The following is an 18,113-nucleotide window of genomic DNA, read 5'->3' as shown; positions in this document are numbered from 1 at the left end:
GTACAATACCCCCTTATTATTAAAGACAATTTTTCAGGAGCAAGAAATGAGTAAGGGAAGCACCTTCTTAAAAGGAATTGCAATGGGGGCTGCAGATGTTGTCCCGGGTGTATCGGGTGGCACAGTCGCGTTTATTACCGGCATTTACGATAAATTGCTAGAAAGCATCAGAAGCATTAACCCAAGTTTAATCGGAGTACTCAGAAAACAAGGGCTTAAAGCTGCGTTTGAGCATATCAACGGCACCTTTTTAGTCATTTTGCTTTCTGGTATTTTAACCAGCATTTTTACCTTTGCACGGTTAATTACCTGGCTACTTAACGAACATCCTATCCCATTATGGTCTTTTTTCTTTGGCTTAATTATTGTCTCAGTGATTCATATGCTTAAGCAGGTAGAACAGTGGCAGATGACTCGTTTTATTGCATTGTTTTGCGGGGTTGCCTTTGCCTATGGCATCACAGTCCTTCACCCAATTCATATGGAAGCGACACATTTAAATATGATGATTGCCGGCTCAATTGCTATATGTGCGATGATTTTACCCGGTATTTCAGGCAGCTTTATTCTACTGTTATTAGGCATGTACAGCCCACTATTGGGCGCTGCTAAATCTTTTGATGTGCTTACATTGGCAGCTTTTGCTATTGGTTGCGTGATCGGATTGCTGTCGTTTTCACACCTATTATCTTGGATATTACGCAAGCAACGCGATATCGCCCTGACCTTTTTAACCGGCCTCATGATTGGTACGTTAAATAAAATTTGGCCTTGGAAAGAGGTGCTCACGTGGCGTACTAACTCAAGTGGTAAGCAAGTACCGTTATTAGAGCAAAACTTATCCCCCTTTAGCTTTGAGCAAGTGACCGGTACGCCAGCATTAATTAGCTATGCCATTGTTGCAGCCATACTCGGGTTCCTACTCGTTTGGGGACTTGAAAAAGTAGCCCAAAAAGAGAGTTAATTCAACATCCCTCGTAGCTCGGTAATGTTAATATACCGAGCTAACGTTCATCATATAACCTCGTTATTATTTACAATAACAATGGCACTAATCATGTAATTACACGGAATAAGTTAACTCGCCACCAGCTACGCCTTAAGAATTAAAAATCCATTTATTAAATCTCCCGACTTCGAAAGCTTTAATTAATTCACAGTAAAAATCGTGCTTAGAGACTATTGATTTTTCGAGTTTATTTTTGCAACAACTTGTTGGCTATTGCTGTAATAACTTTGTCAATACCACGCAATACAAAATAAAGAGCCATTTGGTTGTTTATACAAGGCTGAGCCTATGCCGTGTGGTTATTCCACATAAATAGGCGAAAACGCAGTAGAAATGGTCAACAAATGTTGCCCATAGAGTTCAACACAAATTTGCAAGCACACACTTAACTTGACTGGAGTTACTTAGCTACTTTTTATGGATCGTAATTACATAAAAAGCGACAAAAGGACGGATAAATAACCAAGCCAATACAAACGACATAAAAGCTAAAAAAATGTCAAATAAATTAAAGCTAGCCCTCTGCGTAAATAAATCTATCACATAATTTGCAAAAGCAGATGTCGCAAAAAAGCTATAGCCAATACAAAATACTATAAGGAGCTGAGCTTTACCTTCAATAAACAGCGCCAATGTACGTCCTAAAACGGATAATTTTCCACCTTCTGCGGCTTCATGCATCGGCATTTGTTTCAATAGGAATCGTGCAATAAAAAATAATATTGTTGAGATTATTGGTAACATTATAAAAATAATCCAATAAAAAATTTTTAACCGACTGATCTCGTTTAAAAACAATTTAATGTACTGCACTGCTGCCTCTGAAAAGGGATCAATTTTTATCACTTCCCAATAAAAAGATAAAAGTTCAGTATTGATATAAGGCATCCGAAATTGCTGATTCCACAAATATAATATGAACAAGCCAAAGTAGGTAGCCATTAAAGCGTTAACGGCAAACGCTTCGACTCCTTTCCTATCATTAATTACAGGCGTGACTGTCGCTTGGGTTTGGTCCATCATCGTAGTACGCCAAAACCAACCAATATTATGTATTTTAAATTGTTTAAAAGGCACACGATTCACTTTTGTTAAATTAAATATGCGCACAGCTTATTAAATTTAAACATAAAAACAACACGCTCAATTTAAAAATACATGTTATTTTATTTGTATTTGAGTTTGCATATACTAGGGTCTGTTGATCTTTCGAGTTTATTTTTGCAACAATTTGTTGGCTATTGCTGTCATGACTTCGTCAATACCACGCAATACAAAATAAAGAGCCATTTTGCTGTTTATACAAGGCTGAGCCTATGCCGTATGGTTATTCCACATCAATAGGCGAAAACGCAGTAAAAATGGTCAACAAATGTTGCCCTTCGGGTTCAACACAACACGCTTTGCCCTGTGTTAGACGAAATTCGCTTAGAATGACTAAGCCACATCCCGTCTGCCTTGTTCAAAACGCGTTGTGTTGAATAAAATTTAAACGGAAAAGATCAACAGACCCTAGGCAAATTGATGCTGTGATTTAATTATTTGCGCAGGAAAAGTACTCGGTACATTAAAAAATGTACGTACTTTTGAGTTGAAAGGACATATTCCTGTTTAACGGATGCATCGACGCCACTTTAATCAGCTTATTATAATCGTTTATGTAAAATGCATTTACAAACTCTGGTAATGTAATGCTTTCGCATCTATTCGATTCGTTTCCCTTTCTTTTTAATCTACAATACACCTGCTTATGAATTGGTTTATAAGCTTATTTTTTATTCCGCGCGTTAAGTCAAAGCGTTCAATGAGAGTGTTTCTTTATTATGACCATCAGAGTTGCTATAAATGGCTACGGCCGCATCGGACGTAGCGTCGTCCGTGCATTATATGAAAGTACCAAACATGACCAAATTCAGATTGTTGTCATTAACGAATTAGCAGCCCCCGAAGCGATAGCACATTTGACACAATATGACTCTACCCATGGCCGTTTTCCCTTCCCCGTTGAATTACAAAATCAACAATTACACATTAACCATGATCCGATTCAATTAGTGCGTGAAGAAGCGATAAAAGACCTGCCGTGGAAAGCGTTAGAGATTGATATCGTACTTGATTGTACCGGCATTTATGGCAGTAAAGTTGATGCGCAGGCACACATAAATGCAGGGGCGAAAAAGGTCATCTTTTCACATCCAGCGAATGCAGATGTAGACGCAACCGTTGTCTATGGCATTAACCACCAGCAACTTAAGGGCGATGAAAGCTATATTTCAGGTGCATCCTGCACCACAAACTGTATTGTGCCTGTCATTCATACGCTTGATGAAGCCTATGGAATAAAATGTGGCACCATTACCACCATTCATTCCGCAATGAACGATCAACCTGTCATCGATGCTTACCATTCTGACCTACGCCGTACGCGTGCAGCTAGCCACTCTATTATTCCTGTCGATACCAAATTAGCGGCGGGTATAGAGCGTATTCTTCCTAAGTTTGCTAATAAATTTGAAGCAATCGCAGTACGTGTACCAACACTGAACGTAACCGCAATGGATCTCAGCATTACAGTGACCAATACGGTCACCATTGAAGAGATTAATCGTTGCCTAGAAACGATTTCAAAAACTACCTTACAAGATATTCTGGGTTACACAGAAGCGCCTTTAGTTTCCATCGATTTTAACCATGATCCGCGCTCTTGTATCATCGATGGTTCGCAAACTCGCGTCAGCGATGGGCACCTAGTGAAGTTATTGGTGTGGTGTGATAATGAGTGGGGCTTTGCCAACCGTTTATTAGATACCACGCTACATATCGCACAGTCTCTAAAGTAGATAACCTCTGGTTGCTTTAATAATGGACTCATAGCACCATGCTTAAAGCACTTTAAAATTAAACGGTTAATCACAGCTTTAAAAATGAAAAAACCGCTATCTCATTGCTGAGATAGCGGTTTTTCAAATGGTTGTAGCCAACCGATAAGCCGGGTTCTGTCGTGAATCGTCATTCGTCTAGGCCAGCAATCGCTCACTGGCTCAAGCAACCTACCCGCTTCCAGTATGGGTCATACCTCAGGAAGCCTATTTGGTCTTGCTTCGGGTGGAGTTTACCTTGCACTAATGATTACCCATTAGCCGGTGCGCTCTTACCGCACCCTTTCACCCTTACCAACTAATAAATTAGCTGGCGGTCTCCTCTCTGCTGCACTTGTCGTTAGCTCGCGCTACCCAGGCGTTACCTGGCACCCTACCCTATGAAGCCCGGACTTTCCTCCCCTGCTATTAACCGAAGTTATAACAGCGGCGACGATTTAGTCGACTACGGGCCGGATTATACGGGAGGAAATTGTAAGATGAAAGCGCTAATGCTTATGCAAAGAGTAGTTGTTGATAATTACTCCAATTATACGCAAGTGAAACGATAAACGAGTAAGTCTATAAATTCTCTAGCCCCCATTTATAGAGCTCATTTTTCTTTTGGTCGTGAATTTGTGCCGTTAATGCAGCCGCCTTTTTCAGGGGTAATTGCGCTTTTAACAAGGCAAGTGTATTTAACGCAACTTGCGGAATTGCATCGGTATCGACCACCGCCCCTGCAATCATTAATACAAACTCACCGCGACAATGGTTACTGTCTTCTTTTAGCCACGCTAACATTTCGTCTGCAGGCAAGGCATAAAAGGATTCAAAGGTTTTAGTGAGTTCGCGTGCAATCACTAATTTTCTTTCACCACCTAAAATATTAACTATCTGCTCAACGGTATCGATAATTCGACGTGGTGATTCATAAAAAACCATGGTGCGTGTTTCTTCGATCAATGCGTTTAATTTATCCTGCTTGCCTTTCTCTTTCGCAGGTAAAAAACCCTCAAAGGAGAATCGGTCTGTTGGCAATCCTGCAGCACTTAAGGCAGCAATCGTTGCACAAGCCCCAGGAATGGGCACTACATCAACATCATTATCGCGGCATTCATTCACTAAATGATAACCGGGATCACTGATCAAGGGAGTGCCCGCATCAGAGATTAATGCCACCGATTGACCCGCTTTTATTTTTTCGATTAACACCTTTCCGCGCTCACGTTCATTGTGATCATGCAGTGGAAACATCGGTTTTTTAATTTGATAATGACTAAGTAATTTACCACTATGTCGCGTATCTTCGGCTGCAATCACATCAACTTGTTGAAGTGTTTCAATGGCGCGATAACTAATGTCACTGATATTGCCAATAGGCGTGGCAACGATATACAATTTGGCAGGAAGATTTGATAGCGATTCGCTGTGCTGAGACATATTATTAGCCTATTAAATAATGAATAAGATTGTTTAACGTAAGCCACAATATTACACTATACCCATGTTACCTCAAGATGCTTTGTCAGGCACAAGCTCAGATACCAATGCAAGGCGTAGCCTGAGGTAATTGTTATTCACTTTTCAAAGGTTACAACATGGCAGTGGTTTTTGAGCTTGCACCCTGTAGGGCAAGTCAAATTGCACCAACCTGCGTTGTTATAAAACATCGATGTAGAATAACTATGCTTCAATTTTATGCCTAGCATCTTGGCACAATTTGTCTTGCTGACTTTGCATCTTGAAGTATCATGGGTATTCATACTTATTGATACCTATCTAGAAATTTTGCTTGCAGATTAAAGGACATTACTTTGAACGTTTTACTTAAAAAACGCATCAGTCGCTATTTAACCGTGATCGCTACCATTACCTTCATCTCCGCCTGTACAACAACGGCAACGCCTCCTAAAGATGTGCCACCTGCACTATTTAGTGAACTAGAAGACAGCGCTGCTTTTTATCTTAATAAAGATGAGCAACTTGGCAGTGATGAAAATTTAATTTGGCAATTCCTAGCCGTTCAAGCACTGATTAAAGAGCGTAAGTTTGTGATGGCTGATGCAGTGATCGCCTCCTTGCAACAAAAACCGTTAAACGATTTACAAGCTTCAACGCTTAACCTGCTTTTAGCCGATAAGTTTTACGCGCAAAACAAGTTACCTGAAACACAAAGCGCTCTCAGTGATGTTGCCCCTGAGTTACTTGAAGAGCCCGATCTTATTCATTACTTAAAACTTCAATCAACCTTATATATTCGAAATGAACAGCCCCTTGAAGCTGGCGATACCATATTGTTGTTAGCACCACGTTTAACCATTGATAGCGAGAAACAAACTTATAATGATCTATTGTTAGCGCAGTTATCTCTTCTAAGCTACGAGCAGCTAACTCAGTACCTAACAGAGCCTCAAGAAAGTGGTGATGTTGCGATTGAACCTGAAATCGATGAGCCCCCCACTAATGCAAACGGTGAAACTTTAAACACTGATGAGCCACAAGTAGAGCTACAAACAGAAAAAGTAATTACGCCAGTGGCTTCCTCTTTAAGTATTGATCAAGCATTCAAAGAGGGCTGGTATGCCCTCGCCGCGTTGTATCAGAAAAATAAATTTCGCCCAAACCGTTTAAGCCGAGAGTTAGCGCATTGGAAAGCTGGTTTTCCTGAACATCCAGCACAGCAGTTTATGCCACTAGCGTTAACAAACATCGCAGAAATGAGCCCTTACCAACCCGATAACATCGCTATTTTATTACCCCTTTCAGGCCGTTTTGAGCGCCAAGGTAAAGCGATTCAATTAGGGCTGTTAAATGCTTACTATCACCAACAGAAAAGTATAACGGATGAACAGAGCATTGTTCCTAAACTGCATTTCTTCGATACACAAACTGTCGATAACAACACATTAGTTGAAAACTTCAAAACAGCGAACATTGATTTTGTGGTTGGCCCGTTAATGAAAAGTGAAATAGAAGCATTATTACCACTTATTGAAACCATGCCAGTATTAGCACTTAATAGCATAGCCAGAGAGGCAAAGCCAAGCAACACAGCAACCATAACTGAGAATAACGATGTAATTGAACAACCAAGTGCCCCTCATGTTATCGACTGGCACTATGCATTCCCACTTTCACCTGAAGATGAAGCACAGCAAGCAGCGCAAATGATACATGCGAACGCACATAAGAACCCGTTAGTTATTGCGCCAAATTCAAATTATGGGAAACGTGTTGCTAATGCATTTAAAGCGCAATGGGCCGTATTAACGCCAGAAAGTGATGTGCAAGTCGAATCTCATTATTTTGGCTCAAAGGCAAAACTAGCGCGCTTTATTGATGATGTATTGCACACCGATAAAAGTAAGCAACGTATCAACCAGATGAAAGCGATCACCGGTGTCCCTTTAGAAACTGAAGTGAGAAGTCGCCGTGATGTCGATGCGATTTATATTGTTAGTAAACGCGATGAACTTATTCTACTAAAACCTTTTATCGATGTTTCGGTAAGTCCATTCGCTCAAAAAATACCACTTTATGCTAGCTCGCGAAGCCACAGTGCAGATCGTAACAATATGCAAAATAAAGAGCTTTCTAATTTAGTGTTCTCCGATAATCCGTTTTTATTAGATCCTGAAAGCGAGTTAAGCAAGGAAGTTGAAAACGCATGGAAAAGACAATCCTTTTCTACTTTGCGTTTATTTGCGTTAGGCTTTGATAGTTACCAGTTAATCGAACAATTGGTGTATTTGCAAAATAATCAAGACGCGATATACAAAGGCCTAATTGGCGATATTTCATTAAGTTCAGACAATAGTATTGAAGCCAAGCTAAGCTGGGCAAAATATCAAAATGGAGTGTTATTTGAAGTTGCCTCGCCTACTCCAGCCGAGTAACTCTCAAGGCGTTATTGCTGAGAAAAAAGCGTTAAGTTATCTGCTTAGCCAAGGCTTGACGCTGCTTCACCAGAATTATTATTGTCGTTTTGGTGAAATCGATTTAATTATGGCAGACCAAGATACTTTAGTATTTATTGAGGTTCGCTTTCGAAAAAATGGTGACTTTGGTGGCGCACTTGCATCAATTAATCAAAGCAAGCAACGAAAAATAATCAAAACAGCCAATCACTATATCGCACAATTAGCATCTGAACCCTATTGTCGTTTTGATGCTATCGCGTTAAATGATTCAGATTCATGCCCATTGTGGGTACAAGATGCGTTTCAAGTTTAAGTAAAGTAAAGTAGATAACATAAGAGAGACCATGATAAACGAAAAAATACATGCTCATTTTGCAGAAAGTATTCAAACTAAAATTGTCGCAGCTGAAGCACTACCTGAATCTATCGAAAAAGCGGCTTTTGCATTAACCGAAGCGTTGATCCGTGGTAATAAAATTTTAGTCTGTGGCAATGGTGGTGCAGCGGCATTAGCACAAATTTTTTCTTCGCACCTGTTAAACAAATATGAGACAGATCGCCCCTCTTTACCCGCAATTGCAATCACCGCTGATTCTGCGCTAGTTTCTGCGATTGCAACAGATAGCCATTTTGATGAGATCTATGCCAAGCAAATTTCAGCAATTTCGCAGGATGGTGATATTTTGTTAGTGATCAGTCATGGTGGAAATAGCCGAAATATGATCCGAGCAGTGGAAACAGCATTGAGCCGCTCACTCCAAATTATTGCTTTAAACGGCGTTGATGGTGGTGAATTAGCAGGCTTATTAGGCTCTGATGACATTGAGATACGAGCTCCAAGTGATAAGGGCCCACGTATTGAAGAGATACACCTTTTAGTAATTAACTGTTTAAGTGATCTTATCGATCAACAACTTTTTCCTCAGTATTAAGTGAGAGTTATGAAACAGATAACCACATTATTCCCTTTTGTACTTAGTCTTTTACTCCTACAAGGTTGTGCAGGCGGACTCATTGCCGTTGCAGGCACTGCCGTTGCAGTCAGCAGTGATGAGCGCTCACTTTCAACACAGATAGATGATGATAACCTATCACTCGCGGCTTTAGATAAAATAAATGCGTTAGACATTAACTACCGCACAACACGTATTAACCTGATTGCCAATAACGCTTACCTATTAATTATTGGACAAGTAACTAGCGAAGAAGATAAACAAAAAATAGAGAATGAGCTGATTAACTTAAAAGGGGTTAAAGAGGTTTATAATCAGCTTCGTATTAAAGATAAACCGATTGGCCTTGCTCAAAAGAGCCGTGATAGCTGGATCACCACTAAAGCTAAAAGCCAATTAACGGCACATGAAGAGATTAACTCTTTTCAAATAAAAGTGGTGACTGAAGATGGCGAGCTATTTTTAATTGGTCGTGTTGATAACAAAACCGCGGATGCAGCAACACAAATTGCACGAAAAATATCTGGTGTGAAACAGGTTAATCGGGTTTTTCAGATCATCCCTAATGAATAAACTTATTGCAGATATTCATCTGCAATAAGTTTTTGTAACCGTTATTAATCAATATCTAAATACTTATGTACTTGCACCGATAAACGCCAATTTCGCTCAATACAAACTTGCATACATAGGGCTGTTGCTTTGGCTTTTTGCGAGATAGGTTGTAAGCAGATAGTTTTGGTTTTTAGTGATTTTACTGGGCGTAATAACGCATCGAGTTGATCAATATCTTTCTCAGTGCCAACTGGATGCTTTATCTCATTAGCACGCTCAAGTGCAGATAACAGTACTTCCTTTTTAGCACGCATATTTATCTTAGGCGAGACGGTTACCCAACTGTAGCTATCAACTAATACCGGGTAGGTACCACTGGTTTCTATTTGGGTATGAAAACCAAACTCATGTAGAAGATGTGTTAATTCGCGAAGATCATACATGCAAGGCTCTCCACCAGTAATAACCACTAAGTTAGCGGTATAACCCAAGCGTTTAATCTCATCGATTATCTGCTGTGCTGACACGCCAGACCAACGCTCTGATTCGTTACTACGATCCGTTAATAAGTTTAATTCGGTCTGTTTAGCAGGATCAATTTCCCAAGTATGTTTAGTATCACACCATGCACAACCTACATCACACCCTTGCAGGCGAACAAAAATAGCAGGTACGCCAGTATAAAAGCCTTCGCCTTGGATAGTCTGAAATAGTTCATTTACTTTGTAGTTTTTATGCATAAACAGTTATACTCAATGGTTGATATGGGTCACATAAATGACTGACCTGATTTATATGTGAATAGAGTAGGAAATACAAGCAAAATGCAAAAAAAAGTCGTTGTGATATATTCGGGTGGAATGGATTCTTACACCGTTTTACATAAAGCAATTGAACAGGGGCTAACCCCTTACGCTTTAACATTTGATTATGGACAGCGTCATATCAAAGAAATAGATGTTGCACGAGCAGTCTGTGCAGAGCTCGACATTCATCATAAAGTAATTGATATTTCTGCAATTAATCAGCTTATTGGTGGTTCATCACTCACCGATAACAGTATCGATGTCGCTTTGGGACATTACCAAAACGAAAATATGAAAAGTACAGTTGTACCAAATCGTAATATGATTTTGCTATCATTAGCGATTGGTTACGCGGTTTCTATTGGTGCTGAGCAAGTTTATTACGGTGCTCATTCAGGAGACCATGAGATTTACCCTGACTGCCGCCCTATCTTTGTTGAAAAAATGAATGATGTAGCAGCCGTTGCAAACTATGAGCCAACGGAGATTTATTCTCCTTACTTAAATAGCGATAAAATAGGCATTCTAAAAGATGGTTTACGTATGGGCCTTGATTACAGTAAAACTTGGACATGTTACAACGGCCGAGAAAAAGCCTGTGGCCAATGCGGTAGTTGCGTAGAGCGCCTTGAAGCATTCGAAAAAAATGGCGTGAACGACCCAGTCCCCTACGAAACGTTAAGCTAAAACAGCCCTCACCCGCAACAAAAAACGCCATTACCGAGTTAACTCGATAATGGCGTTTTAGTTTCTAACCTTTTAACTTTCCAGCTTCTAACTTGCAAGCCCTAATTCCTTCCAGCCTTCAAGCTTTTAAACCTTCAAGCTTTAATACCTTCAAGCCTTCTATCTTTCCAGCCCTCCAGCCTTAACACCTTCAAGCCTTAATACTTTCCCCACTTACTCACTCATTGCCATTGTTTTGGCGAAGCTAAATGTGATGCCTTCTCCTTTTTTATCCAGTTTTACAACGACAGTTCCACCATTTTGCAGTTGCCCAAATAATATTTCGTTAGCTAATGGTTTTTTAATCTTATCTTGAATTAAGCGTCCCATTGGGCGAGCCCCCATTGCTTTGTCATAACCATGTTCAGCAAGCCATTTACGCGCGCTATCATCAACCTCGAGTGATATTTGTTTCTTATCTAACTGAGCTTGTAACTGCACAATAAACTTATCAACCACTTGATAAATAACCTCAAGACTTAGATGATCAAACCAAATAATGTTATCAAGACGATTTCTAAATTCAGGTGAAAATAATTTATTAATCTCATCCATCACTTTATGCGAGTCTTGTTGATCTTTAAAACCAATACTACTTTTGGTGGTTTCACGCACACCAGCATTGGTTGTCATGACCAGAATGATGTTTCTAAAATCTGCTTTACGTCCGTTATTATCGGTTAATGTGCCATGATCCATCACCTGTAATAAGATGTTATAGATATCACTGTGTGCTTTTTCTATTTCATCAAGTAGCAATACTGCATAAGGGTGCTTCACGACAGCATCGGTTAACAGACCCGCTTGCTCATAACCAACATAACCAGGAGGCGCACCTAATAAACGTGAGACGGTGTGTTTTTCCATGTATTCAGACATATCAAAACGTAACAGATCTATGCCCATCGCTTTAGCTAGTTGTTGAGTTACCTCTGTTTTACCAACCCCCGTTGGGCCAGCAAAGAGGAAGGAGCCAATCGGTTTTGTCTCCTCAGACAAACCAGAGCGATTTAAATGAATGGCATCGGTGAGTTGATTAATTGCTTCATTTTGACCAAACACAGTCATTTTAAGGCGCTCAGGTAATTTAGCTAACTGTGTTTTATCGTCAGTGCTCACTGAATTTTTCGGAATACGTGCAATTTTAGCGATGATGTTTTCAATCTCGACTACACCAATGGTTTTTTTACGTTTACTTGCAGGTAATAAACGCATTTGTGAACCGGCTTCATCAATTACATCGATCGCTTTATCTGGAAGGTGCCTATCATTAATGTATTTTGCACTTAATTCTGCTGCAGCCATTAATGCTTTATTGGTGTAGCGAATTTCATGATGTTCTTCATAGCGAGAACGAAGGCCAAGTAGAATTTGTCCAGTCTCTTTAATAGATGGTTCAAGCACATCAATTTTTTGAAAGCGTCTAGCAAGCGCATGCTCTTTCTCAAAAACTTGTCCAAACTCTTTATAGGTTGTTGACCCCATACAGCGTAATTTACCACCACTTAATAGCGGTTTTAATAAATTAGCTGCATCTAATTGTCCGCCTGTTGCAGCCCCAGCACCAATAATGGTATGAATTTCATCGATAAATAAAATGGCATTATCTTCTTCGCCAAGCTGTGTTAATACCGTTTTAAAGCGTTGTTCAAACTCACCACGATATTTAGTTCCTGCCAGTAAAGCCCCCATATCAAGTGAATATATAATATTATCACTGATCACTTCTGGTACATCATTGTTAACAATTCGATATGCTAGGCCTTCAGCAATCGCTGTTTTACCAACGCCAGCTTCCCCCACTAATAACGGATTGTTTTTACGACGTCGACATAATATTTGAACACAACGTTCAACCTCTTTATCACGACCAATAAGTGGATCAATTTCACCCGCGGCCACTCTCTCATTGAGGTTAATAGTAAATTGCATCTCCTCTTTATTCTCTGCAGGCTCTTCTGTTGCAGCCTGTTCATGATATAAGGTAGGCGCAGAATCAGCAGATTTAGCAATGCCATGAGAGATATAATTAACTACATCTAAGCGAGAAAGGTTTGCTTTTTTAAGAAGGTATACCGCTTGAGATTCTTGTTCGCTAAACAATGCTACTAGCACGCTACCCGCTGAAACTTCTGTACTACCAGATGATTGCACATGAAAAATAGCACGCTGTAATACACGTTCAAAAGCAATGGTGGGTTGAATTTCAATCTCTTGAGTGTGAACCTCAGGAACGGAAGGCGTATTTTCTAAGTAGCTTAATATTTCAATATGTAAGGAGACCATATCAACGGAACAAGCAGTTAGGAGTGTTTTAATCTCTTCATTTTCCAATAACGCAAGTAAAAGATGCTCAACGGTCATAAATTCATGCGATTTTTCAAACGCAAAGCGGAAGGCTAAATCTAAACTATTTTCTAAGGCTTTATCTAACATAGAGACCCCTTAATGGGTTGATTACAATTTACGACTCTTTTTCCATTGAACAACGCAGTGGATGCTCATTTTGTTTAGCGTAATTCATCACTTGCATTACTTTGGTTTCTGCAATTTCAGCACTGAAGGTGCCACAGACTCCAACCTCTTTATAGTGAACGTTGAGCATTACTTCGGTCGCTTGCTCATTACTTAAACGGAAAAAACGTTGCAATACGTCAATCACAAAATCCATCGGCGTATAATCATCATTATGCAGTAATACGTTATACATCGGTGGTGGAACTAATCTTGTTTCAATCCGCTCAATGGTTGCCGATTCATTACCAGTTTGCGGGGGATTTTTATCGCTCATCTTTCAGTCTAGTCTTATTTAGTAAAGTTATGGGGAATTAACAATTTGAGTAGAGTAAAGATAACTAAAGCAATGTGCAAACAACAGGCTCAAATAAAGTTAAGCCTGTTGAATTAATGGAGGAAATAGATTAATTATTGCTCTCTAATTTTGCTTTTAATCTTTCCTGCACTGCTTCAACTAACCTGTCTGGTTGAAATTTAGACAACAACGCATTACACCCGACTTTTTCCACCATCGCTTGATTAAAACTACCGCTGAGCGAAGTATTTAATACAATATGTAAATTAGACATATTTGGATCACTTCGTACTTCAGAAGTTAATTTATAACCGTCCATAATGGGCATTTCTGCATCGGTGATCAACATTAAAATTTCATCTTCTATGCGTTTACCATCTGCTACCCAGCCTTTTAGAATTTCCAATGCTTGTAAGCCATTTTCAGCAGGAATAATTTCAACACCTAACTGTGACAGCGTTGCTTCAACCTGTTTACGTGCAGTTGATGAGTCATCCGCATGTAAAATTTTCAGCCCCGCCATTTCACTAACGATGTCTTCATCTAACACCCCTTCCGATATGGTCACATCATATTCGATAATCTCTGCAAGGACTTTCTCAACATCTATAATTTCAACCAGTTTTTCAACGCCCTCTCTTTTTAGCTTGGTGATCGCCGTTAAATAATGATGTCGACCAACACTACTTGGCGGGTGCATGATCTCATTCCAAGTCATGTTAACGATATGCTCAACCTTGCCAACCAAGAAGCCCTGAACAGTCCGGTTATATTCGGTAATGATTAAATTGCATTCCGAATCCACTTCCAATGGCCGAAAACCGATCGCTTCACGTAGATTAATAACTGGAATAGATTGACCACGAATATTGGCAACACCTGATATTTTAGGGTGAGAGTTAGGAATTTTATTAAGGGCAGGTAATTTAACGACCTCTTTCACTTTAAAGACATTAATAGCGAAAAGCTGCGGACCTTGCAGATGAAATAATAGTAGCTCTAATCTATTCTCACCTACTAAATTTGTGCGTTGATCAACGGTATCAAGAAGACTTGCCATCTCTTTTTCCTAGTTGTTTTTTTTAAATGATGAAGTAGATAATGCAATTATTTACATCAACAATCTGTGTGAATTTTTACGCGCACGACTATAAATTGAGGTGCATTATTACTTAACAGATCATCACAACTTCAATAGCATGCTTAGCTTACATAGTAGTCCGCCTCACTATAAATGCGAGTAACACAGGGATGATTAAAAGCTAAATTTTTAATTTAATGTGAGCAGTTACGGGTTTAGCACAGCAAAGTAAAACCTCTCTTCCGCCGACTTCTGCAGTAGGTTGGGGTTCATAAATGACCTCACCTTCAAGTAATTGCACTGCACAAGCCCCGCAATGGCCACCACGACAACTACTCAGTGCAGGGATATTTTGGTGCTCGGAAAAATCTAGTAGAGACCCATCAGAATCAGACCAAGTTTCTGTTTTTTGTGAGTCTGTAAATTCGACGCTAGCCTCTTTGAGGGGAGTCGCTTTGGAGGATGAAAAAAGCATACAACTTTCCTACTATCTAAATTAGTAAGTTTAGTACAGTAAGAAAAAAATGCTTTGTTAGTAGTTGATCTTAATGCAGTATTTGGAGAATAATCTCTATTTCAAGTAGTGCACAACTTGATTACTACTCCCTCTCCATTTTAAGTTAGGAGAAGCTAACGCCTGTACAAATTTACCATCAATAAACACGTTAACTAACGCTATCACCGCACGTTGTTTTGCGTTTAATTCACTCAGCTTGTAACCACTCCATAACCAAATATCTTTGTCGACGCATTCACTGTGGACACGTTGAATCAATGTTAATACTTGCTGGACATTATTAGGGTGAAGGGGATCGCCACCAGACAAGGTCAAGCCCTGCCTTTTTATACGTGTATCATTGAGATCTGCAATAATTTGATCTGCTAGCTCAGCTGTAAATTCCTCGCCAGCGTCGGGCGATAAAGTTGATTGGTTATAACAACCTCGGCAATTATGGATACAGCCAGAGACAAACAATGTACAACGAGTCCCCTCGCCATTTAACACATCGATAGGATAATATTTACTGTAATTCACCGCTTAACCTCCATGAAAAACAGAAGAAACTTAAAGATGCTTCACGCGTCGTTTCACTTCTTCCTGTTTACCTTCGTTAAATGGTCTTGAATCTGGGCTTCCTAAATAACCACAAACACGACGTGTTACAGCAACTTTCTCTGAGTCAGAGTTACCGCAACTTGGGCAAACAAAGCCTTTGCTGGTACAGTCAAACTCACCGTGAAAACCACATTCATAACATTCATCGATAGGCGTGTTGGTGCCGTAATATGGCACGTGGCTATAACTGTAATCCCAAACATCTTCTAACGCTTTTAAATTATGCTGCATATTTGGGTATTCGCCGTAACAGATAAAACCGCCACTTGCTATCTCAGGATATGGCATTTCAAAGTCGAGTTTATCGTATGGATTAACTGTTTTTTCAACATCTAAGTGAAAACTGTTAGTGTAATAGCCACGATCAGTAACCCCCTCTAAGACACCAAACTGCTTAGTATCTAGACGACAGAAACGATCACATAAGTTTTCAGATGGTGTTGAATAAAGACTAAAGCCGTAACCAGACTCTTTGGTCCAAGCGACAACCGCTTGTTTTAAATGGCGAATAATTTCTAGCGCTTTATGTTGTTTATTTTGGTCATCAAACAGATGGCCATCGTCATCATGTAATGCATTGATGGTCTCATGCAGGCCAATGTAACCAAGTGAAATAGAGGCGCGACCATTTTTAAATATTTCAGCCACACAATCATCGGCTTTCAAACGCACACCACAGGCACCTTCCATATATAAAATAGGGGCAACGCTAGCTTTCACTTCTGATAAACGTTCAATACGGGTATCTAGTGCTTTTTTAGCGATTAATAAACGTTCATTGAGTAATCGGTAAAAGGCTGTTTCATCGCCTTCAGCTTCTAAGGCAATGCGCGGTAAATTAAGGCTAACGACACCTAAGTTATTTCTCCCATCGTGTACTGCTTGTCCATTTTCTTGGTAAGCGTCAAGGAAACTTCGACAGCCCATCGGCGTTTTAAAAGATCCTGTCACTTCAACCACTTTGTCAAAGTTTAAAATATCTGGATACATGCGCTTTGATGCACATTCCAAAGCAAGTTGTTTAATGTCGTAGTTTTGATCTGCAGGCTTATGATTAACACCATCTTTAATGGCAAAAACCAGTTTGGGGAATATAGCCGTCTTGCGATTTTTGCCTAAGCCGGCAAGACGAATTTTAAAAATAGACTGCTGAATTAAACGCGCTTCCCATGATGTACCTAAGCCAAAACCAAAGGTCACAAAAGGAGTTTGTCCGTTAGCTGTGTGCAGAGTATTTACTTCATATTCTAGAGATTGAAAAGCGTTGTAACACTCTTTTTCGGTCTGCTCATCGGCATAGGCCTGCGGGTTTCCGATACCCCATTTTTCTGCAATTTTAAGATGTTTGTTGTAGCTCATCGCCACATAGGGCTCAAGCGTTGTATCAATACCATTGATGGTCGTCCCACCATAAATATGACTCGCTACCTGCGCGATAATTTGCGCACACACAGCTGTTGCCGTGGAGATAGATTTTGGCTCTTCAATCTCAGCATTACCCATTTTAAACCCTTGCGTAAACATGCCTTTTATATCGATAAGCATGCAGTTAAACATTGGGAAAAATGGGGCATAGTCAAGATCATGATAATGAATTTCGCCTTTATCATGTGCACGTACAACATCACGCGGAAGAATATGCGATTTTGCATAGTGTTTTGCCACAATGCCAGCAAGCAGATCACGCTGAGTTGGAATCACTTTTCCATCTTTGTTGGCATTTTCATTTAATAACGAGGCATTACTTTGCTCAATAAGACCATCAATTTCACTATTAAGGTGGCTTTTACGCTCTCGTGCTAAATCGCGATCATGACGATACTCGATATATACACGTGCTAACTCTAAATGACCATCGGTCATTAATTGTTGTTCTACTTTATCTTGAATACGATGAATATCGACTTCGATTTGTCCCTGTAACTCATTTTCAACAGCTGTTGCTATAGCAAATGCATCAACCCCTTTACAGCGAGCGGCACCTGAGGCTTTTAAAATAGCTTCAGCGATACGCTGTGCGTTAAAGGGGGCTTGGCTACCATCGCGCTTAATAACAACAGTTTTCATATTGGGGCTCCGAAAAGAAAGGGACACTACATCTAGTGGAGCGAGACTATACATAACACAATATATGTATATATTGATATAAATCAACTTTGTAAGGAGGTGCTTATTTAGTGTTTAAAAAGATGCGATCGGCATAAATTAAATATGAATTATTTATATCAACCCAACATTATCAATGAGAAAAACTTGCACTTTTTTCAACACTT

The 18,113-nt window shown here is 39.8% G+C and carries 16 protein-coding genes and 1 other RNA gene; 7 read left to right on the top strand and 10 right to left on the bottom strand.

The genetic code is table 11. The features are described 5' to 3' along the window. Nucleotides 1-46 precede the first annotated feature (46 nt). Nucleotides 47-964: a DUF368 domain-containing protein gene (locus CW745_RS00820; protein WP_101106489.1), complete on the top strand. Its 918-nt coding sequence runs from the start codon at nucleotides 47-49 to the stop codon at nucleotides 962-964. A gap of 453 nt (nucleotides 965-1,417) precedes the next feature. Here CW745_RS00820 and CW745_RS00815 read toward each other — a convergent pair whose 3' ends face one another. Beyond that, nucleotides 1,418-2,086 carry a hypothetical protein gene (locus CW745_RS00815; protein ID WP_101106488.1) on the bottom strand — a complete coding sequence of 223 codons (669 nt, stop codon included), beginning with the start codon at nucleotides 2,084-2,086 and terminating at the stop codon, nucleotides 1,418-1,420. Nucleotides 2,087-2,832: 746 nt separating this feature from the next. On the opposite strand from CW745_RS00815, the gene epd reads away from it, so the two are divergent. Next, a complete protein-coding gene (epd, locus tag CW745_RS00810) occupies nucleotides 2,833-3,849 on the top strand; it encodes an erythrose-4-phosphate dehydrogenase (protein ID WP_101106487.1) in 1,017 nt (338 codons plus the stop codon). Between the two features lie 129 nt (nucleotides 3,850-3,978). Here epd and rnpB read toward each other — a convergent pair. Both rnpB and rsmI read right to left on the bottom strand, forming a co-directional pair. Continuing rightward, nucleotides 3,979-4,337: RNase P RNA component class A (gene rnpB, locus CW745_RS00805), an RNA gene on the bottom strand. A 112-nt stretch (nucleotides 4,338-4,449) separates the two neighbouring features. Then, nucleotides 4,450-5,310 carry a 16S rRNA (cytidine(1402)-2'-O)-methyltransferase gene (rsmI, locus tag CW745_RS00800; RefSeq protein WP_101106486.1) on the bottom strand — a complete coding sequence of 287 codons (861 nt, stop codon included), beginning with the start codon at nucleotides 5,308-5,310 and terminating at the stop codon, nucleotides 4,450-4,452. 374 nt (nucleotides 5,311-5,684) lie between these two features. Here rsmI and CW745_RS00795 point away from each other — a divergent pair, with 374 nt between their 5' ends. From CW745_RS00795 to CW745_RS00780, 4 genes are read left to right on the top strand one after another with little or no spacing between them, the layout of a single operon-like run. Next, nucleotides 5,685-7,766, top strand: a complete 2,082-nt coding sequence (locus CW745_RS00795) for a penicillin-binding protein activator (RefSeq protein WP_101106485.1) — start codon at nucleotides 5,685-5,687, stop codon at nucleotides 7,764-7,766. Next, nucleotides 7,735-8,103, top strand: coding sequence for a YraN family protein (locus CW745_RS00790; RefSeq protein ID WP_101106484.1), 369 nt, complete (start codon nucleotides 7,735-7,737; stop codon nucleotides 8,101-8,103). The genes CW745_RS00795 and CW745_RS00790 overlap by 32 nt, the downstream gene beginning before the upstream one ends. 34 nt (nucleotides 8,104-8,137) lie before the next feature. After that, complete coding sequence (locus CW745_RS00785; RefSeq protein WP_193755525.1) at nucleotides 8,138-8,722, top strand: SIS domain-containing protein; 585 nt, start codon at nucleotides 8,138-8,140, stop codon at nucleotides 8,720-8,722. A 9-nt stretch (nucleotides 8,723-8,731) separates the two neighbouring features. Then, nucleotides 8,732-9,316, top strand: coding sequence for a BON domain-containing protein (locus tag CW745_RS00780; protein WP_101106482.1), 585 nt, complete (start codon nucleotides 8,732-8,734; stop codon nucleotides 9,314-9,316). 44 nt (nucleotides 9,317-9,360) lie between these two features. Here the strand turns inward: CW745_RS00780 and queE are convergent, their stop codons facing one another. Then, the gene (gene queE, locus CW745_RS00775; RefSeq protein ID WP_101106481.1) at nucleotides 9,361-10,038 is read right to left on the bottom strand and encodes a 7-carboxy-7-deazaguanine synthase QueE; all 678 of its coding nucleotides are present in this window, start codon (nucleotides 10,036-10,038) and stop codon (nucleotides 9,361-9,363) included. An 84-nt stretch (nucleotides 10,039-10,122) separates the two neighbouring features. Here queE and queC point away from each other — a divergent pair, with 84 nt between their 5' ends. After that, entirely contained in the window at nucleotides 10,123-10,791 is a 669-nt protein-coding gene (gene queC / locus CW745_RS00770; RefSeq protein ID WP_101106480.1) for a 7-cyano-7-deazaguanine synthase QueC, read from the top strand. Between the two features lie 213 nt (nucleotides 10,792-11,004). On the opposite strand, the gene clpA is transcribed toward queC, so the two are convergent. The 6 genes from clpA to nrdD form a co-directional block, all read right to left on the bottom strand. Next, nucleotides 11,005-13,266 (bottom strand): ATP-dependent Clp protease ATP-binding subunit ClpA, encoded by a 2,262-nt coding sequence (gene clpA, locus CW745_RS00765; protein ID WP_101106479.1) that lies wholly within the window; start codon nucleotides 13,264-13,266, stop codon nucleotides 11,005-11,007. Between the two features lie 28 nt (nucleotides 13,267-13,294). Next, the gene (gene clpS, locus CW745_RS00760) at nucleotides 13,295-13,621 is read right to left on the bottom strand and encodes an ATP-dependent Clp protease adapter ClpS (protein ID WP_101106478.1); all 327 of its coding nucleotides are present in this window, start codon (nucleotides 13,619-13,621) and stop codon (nucleotides 13,295-13,297) included. A 130-nt stretch (nucleotides 13,622-13,751) separates the two neighbouring features. Then, nucleotides 13,752-14,702 (bottom strand): chemotaxis protein CheV, encoded by a 951-nt coding sequence (locus CW745_RS00755; RefSeq protein ID WP_101106477.1) that lies wholly within the window; start codon nucleotides 14,700-14,702, stop codon nucleotides 13,752-13,754. A gap of 202 nt (nucleotides 14,703-14,904) precedes the next feature. Then, nucleotides 14,905-15,198, bottom strand: coding sequence for a 2Fe-2S iron-sulfur cluster-binding protein (locus CW745_RS00750; RefSeq protein ID WP_101106476.1), 294 nt, complete (start codon nucleotides 15,196-15,198; stop codon nucleotides 14,905-14,907). Between the two features lie 96 nt (nucleotides 15,199-15,294). Then, nucleotides 15,295-15,759 (bottom strand): anaerobic ribonucleoside-triphosphate reductase-activating protein, encoded by a 465-nt coding sequence (gene nrdG / locus CW745_RS00745; RefSeq protein WP_101106475.1) that lies wholly within the window; start codon nucleotides 15,757-15,759, stop codon nucleotides 15,295-15,297. Between the two features lie 30 nt (nucleotides 15,760-15,789). Then, nucleotides 15,790-17,907: an anaerobic ribonucleoside-triphosphate reductase gene (gene nrdD / locus CW745_RS00740; protein ID WP_101106474.1), complete on the bottom strand. Its 2,118-nt coding sequence runs from the start codon at nucleotides 17,905-17,907 to the stop codon at nucleotides 15,790-15,792. Between the last annotated feature and the right edge of the window lie 206 nt (nucleotides 17,908-18,113).

This window comes from Psychromonas sp. psych-6C06, assembly GCF_002835465.1.
In the GTDB taxonomy this organism is placed as follows: domain Bacteria; phylum Pseudomonadota; class Gammaproteobacteria; order Enterobacterales; family Psychromonadaceae; genus Psychromonas.
The sequence above is the reverse complement of the archived record's forward strand: the minus strand, read 5'-3'. Positions and strand labels throughout refer to the sequence as shown.

Coding starts and splice junctions, on each gene's coding strand:
- CW745_RS00820 (WP_101106489.1), top strand. CDS start 47: ATGAGTAAGGGAAGCACCTTCTTAAAAGGAATTGCAATGGGGGCTGCA.
- epd (WP_101106487.1), top strand. CDS start 2,833: ATGACCATCAGAGTTGCTATAAATGGCTACGGCCGCATCGGACGTAGC.
- rsmI (WP_101106486.1), bottom strand. CDS start 5,310: ATGTCTCAGCACAGCGAATCGCTATCAAATCTTCCTGCCAAATTGTAT.
- CW745_RS00780 (WP_101106482.1), top strand. CDS start 8,732: ATGAAACAGATAACCACATTATTCCCTTTTGTACTTAGTCTTTTACTC.
- queE (WP_101106481.1), bottom strand. CDS start 10,038: ATGCATAAAAACTACAAAGTAAATGAACTATTTCAGACTATCCAAGGC.
- queC (WP_101106480.1), top strand. CDS start 10,123: ATGCAAAAAAAAGTCGTTGTGATATATTCGGGTGGAATGGATTCTTAC.
- clpA (WP_101106479.1), bottom strand. CDS start 13,266: ATGTTAGATAAAGCCTTAGAAAATAGTTTAGATTTAGCCTTCCGCTTT.
- clpS (WP_101106478.1), bottom strand. CDS start 13,621: ATGAGCGATAAAAATCCCCCGCAAACTGGTAATGAATCGGCAACCATT.
- CW745_RS00755 (WP_101106477.1), bottom strand. CDS start 14,702: ATGGCAAGTCTTCTTGATACCGTTGATCAACGCACAAATTTAGTAGGT.
- CW745_RS00750 (WP_101106476.1), bottom strand. CDS start 15,198: ATGCTTTTTTCATCCTCCAAAGCGACTCCCCTCAAAGAGGCTAGCGTC.
- nrdD (WP_101106474.1), bottom strand. CDS start 17,907: ATGAAAACTGTTGTTATTAAGCGCGATGGTAGCCAAGCCCCCTTTAAC.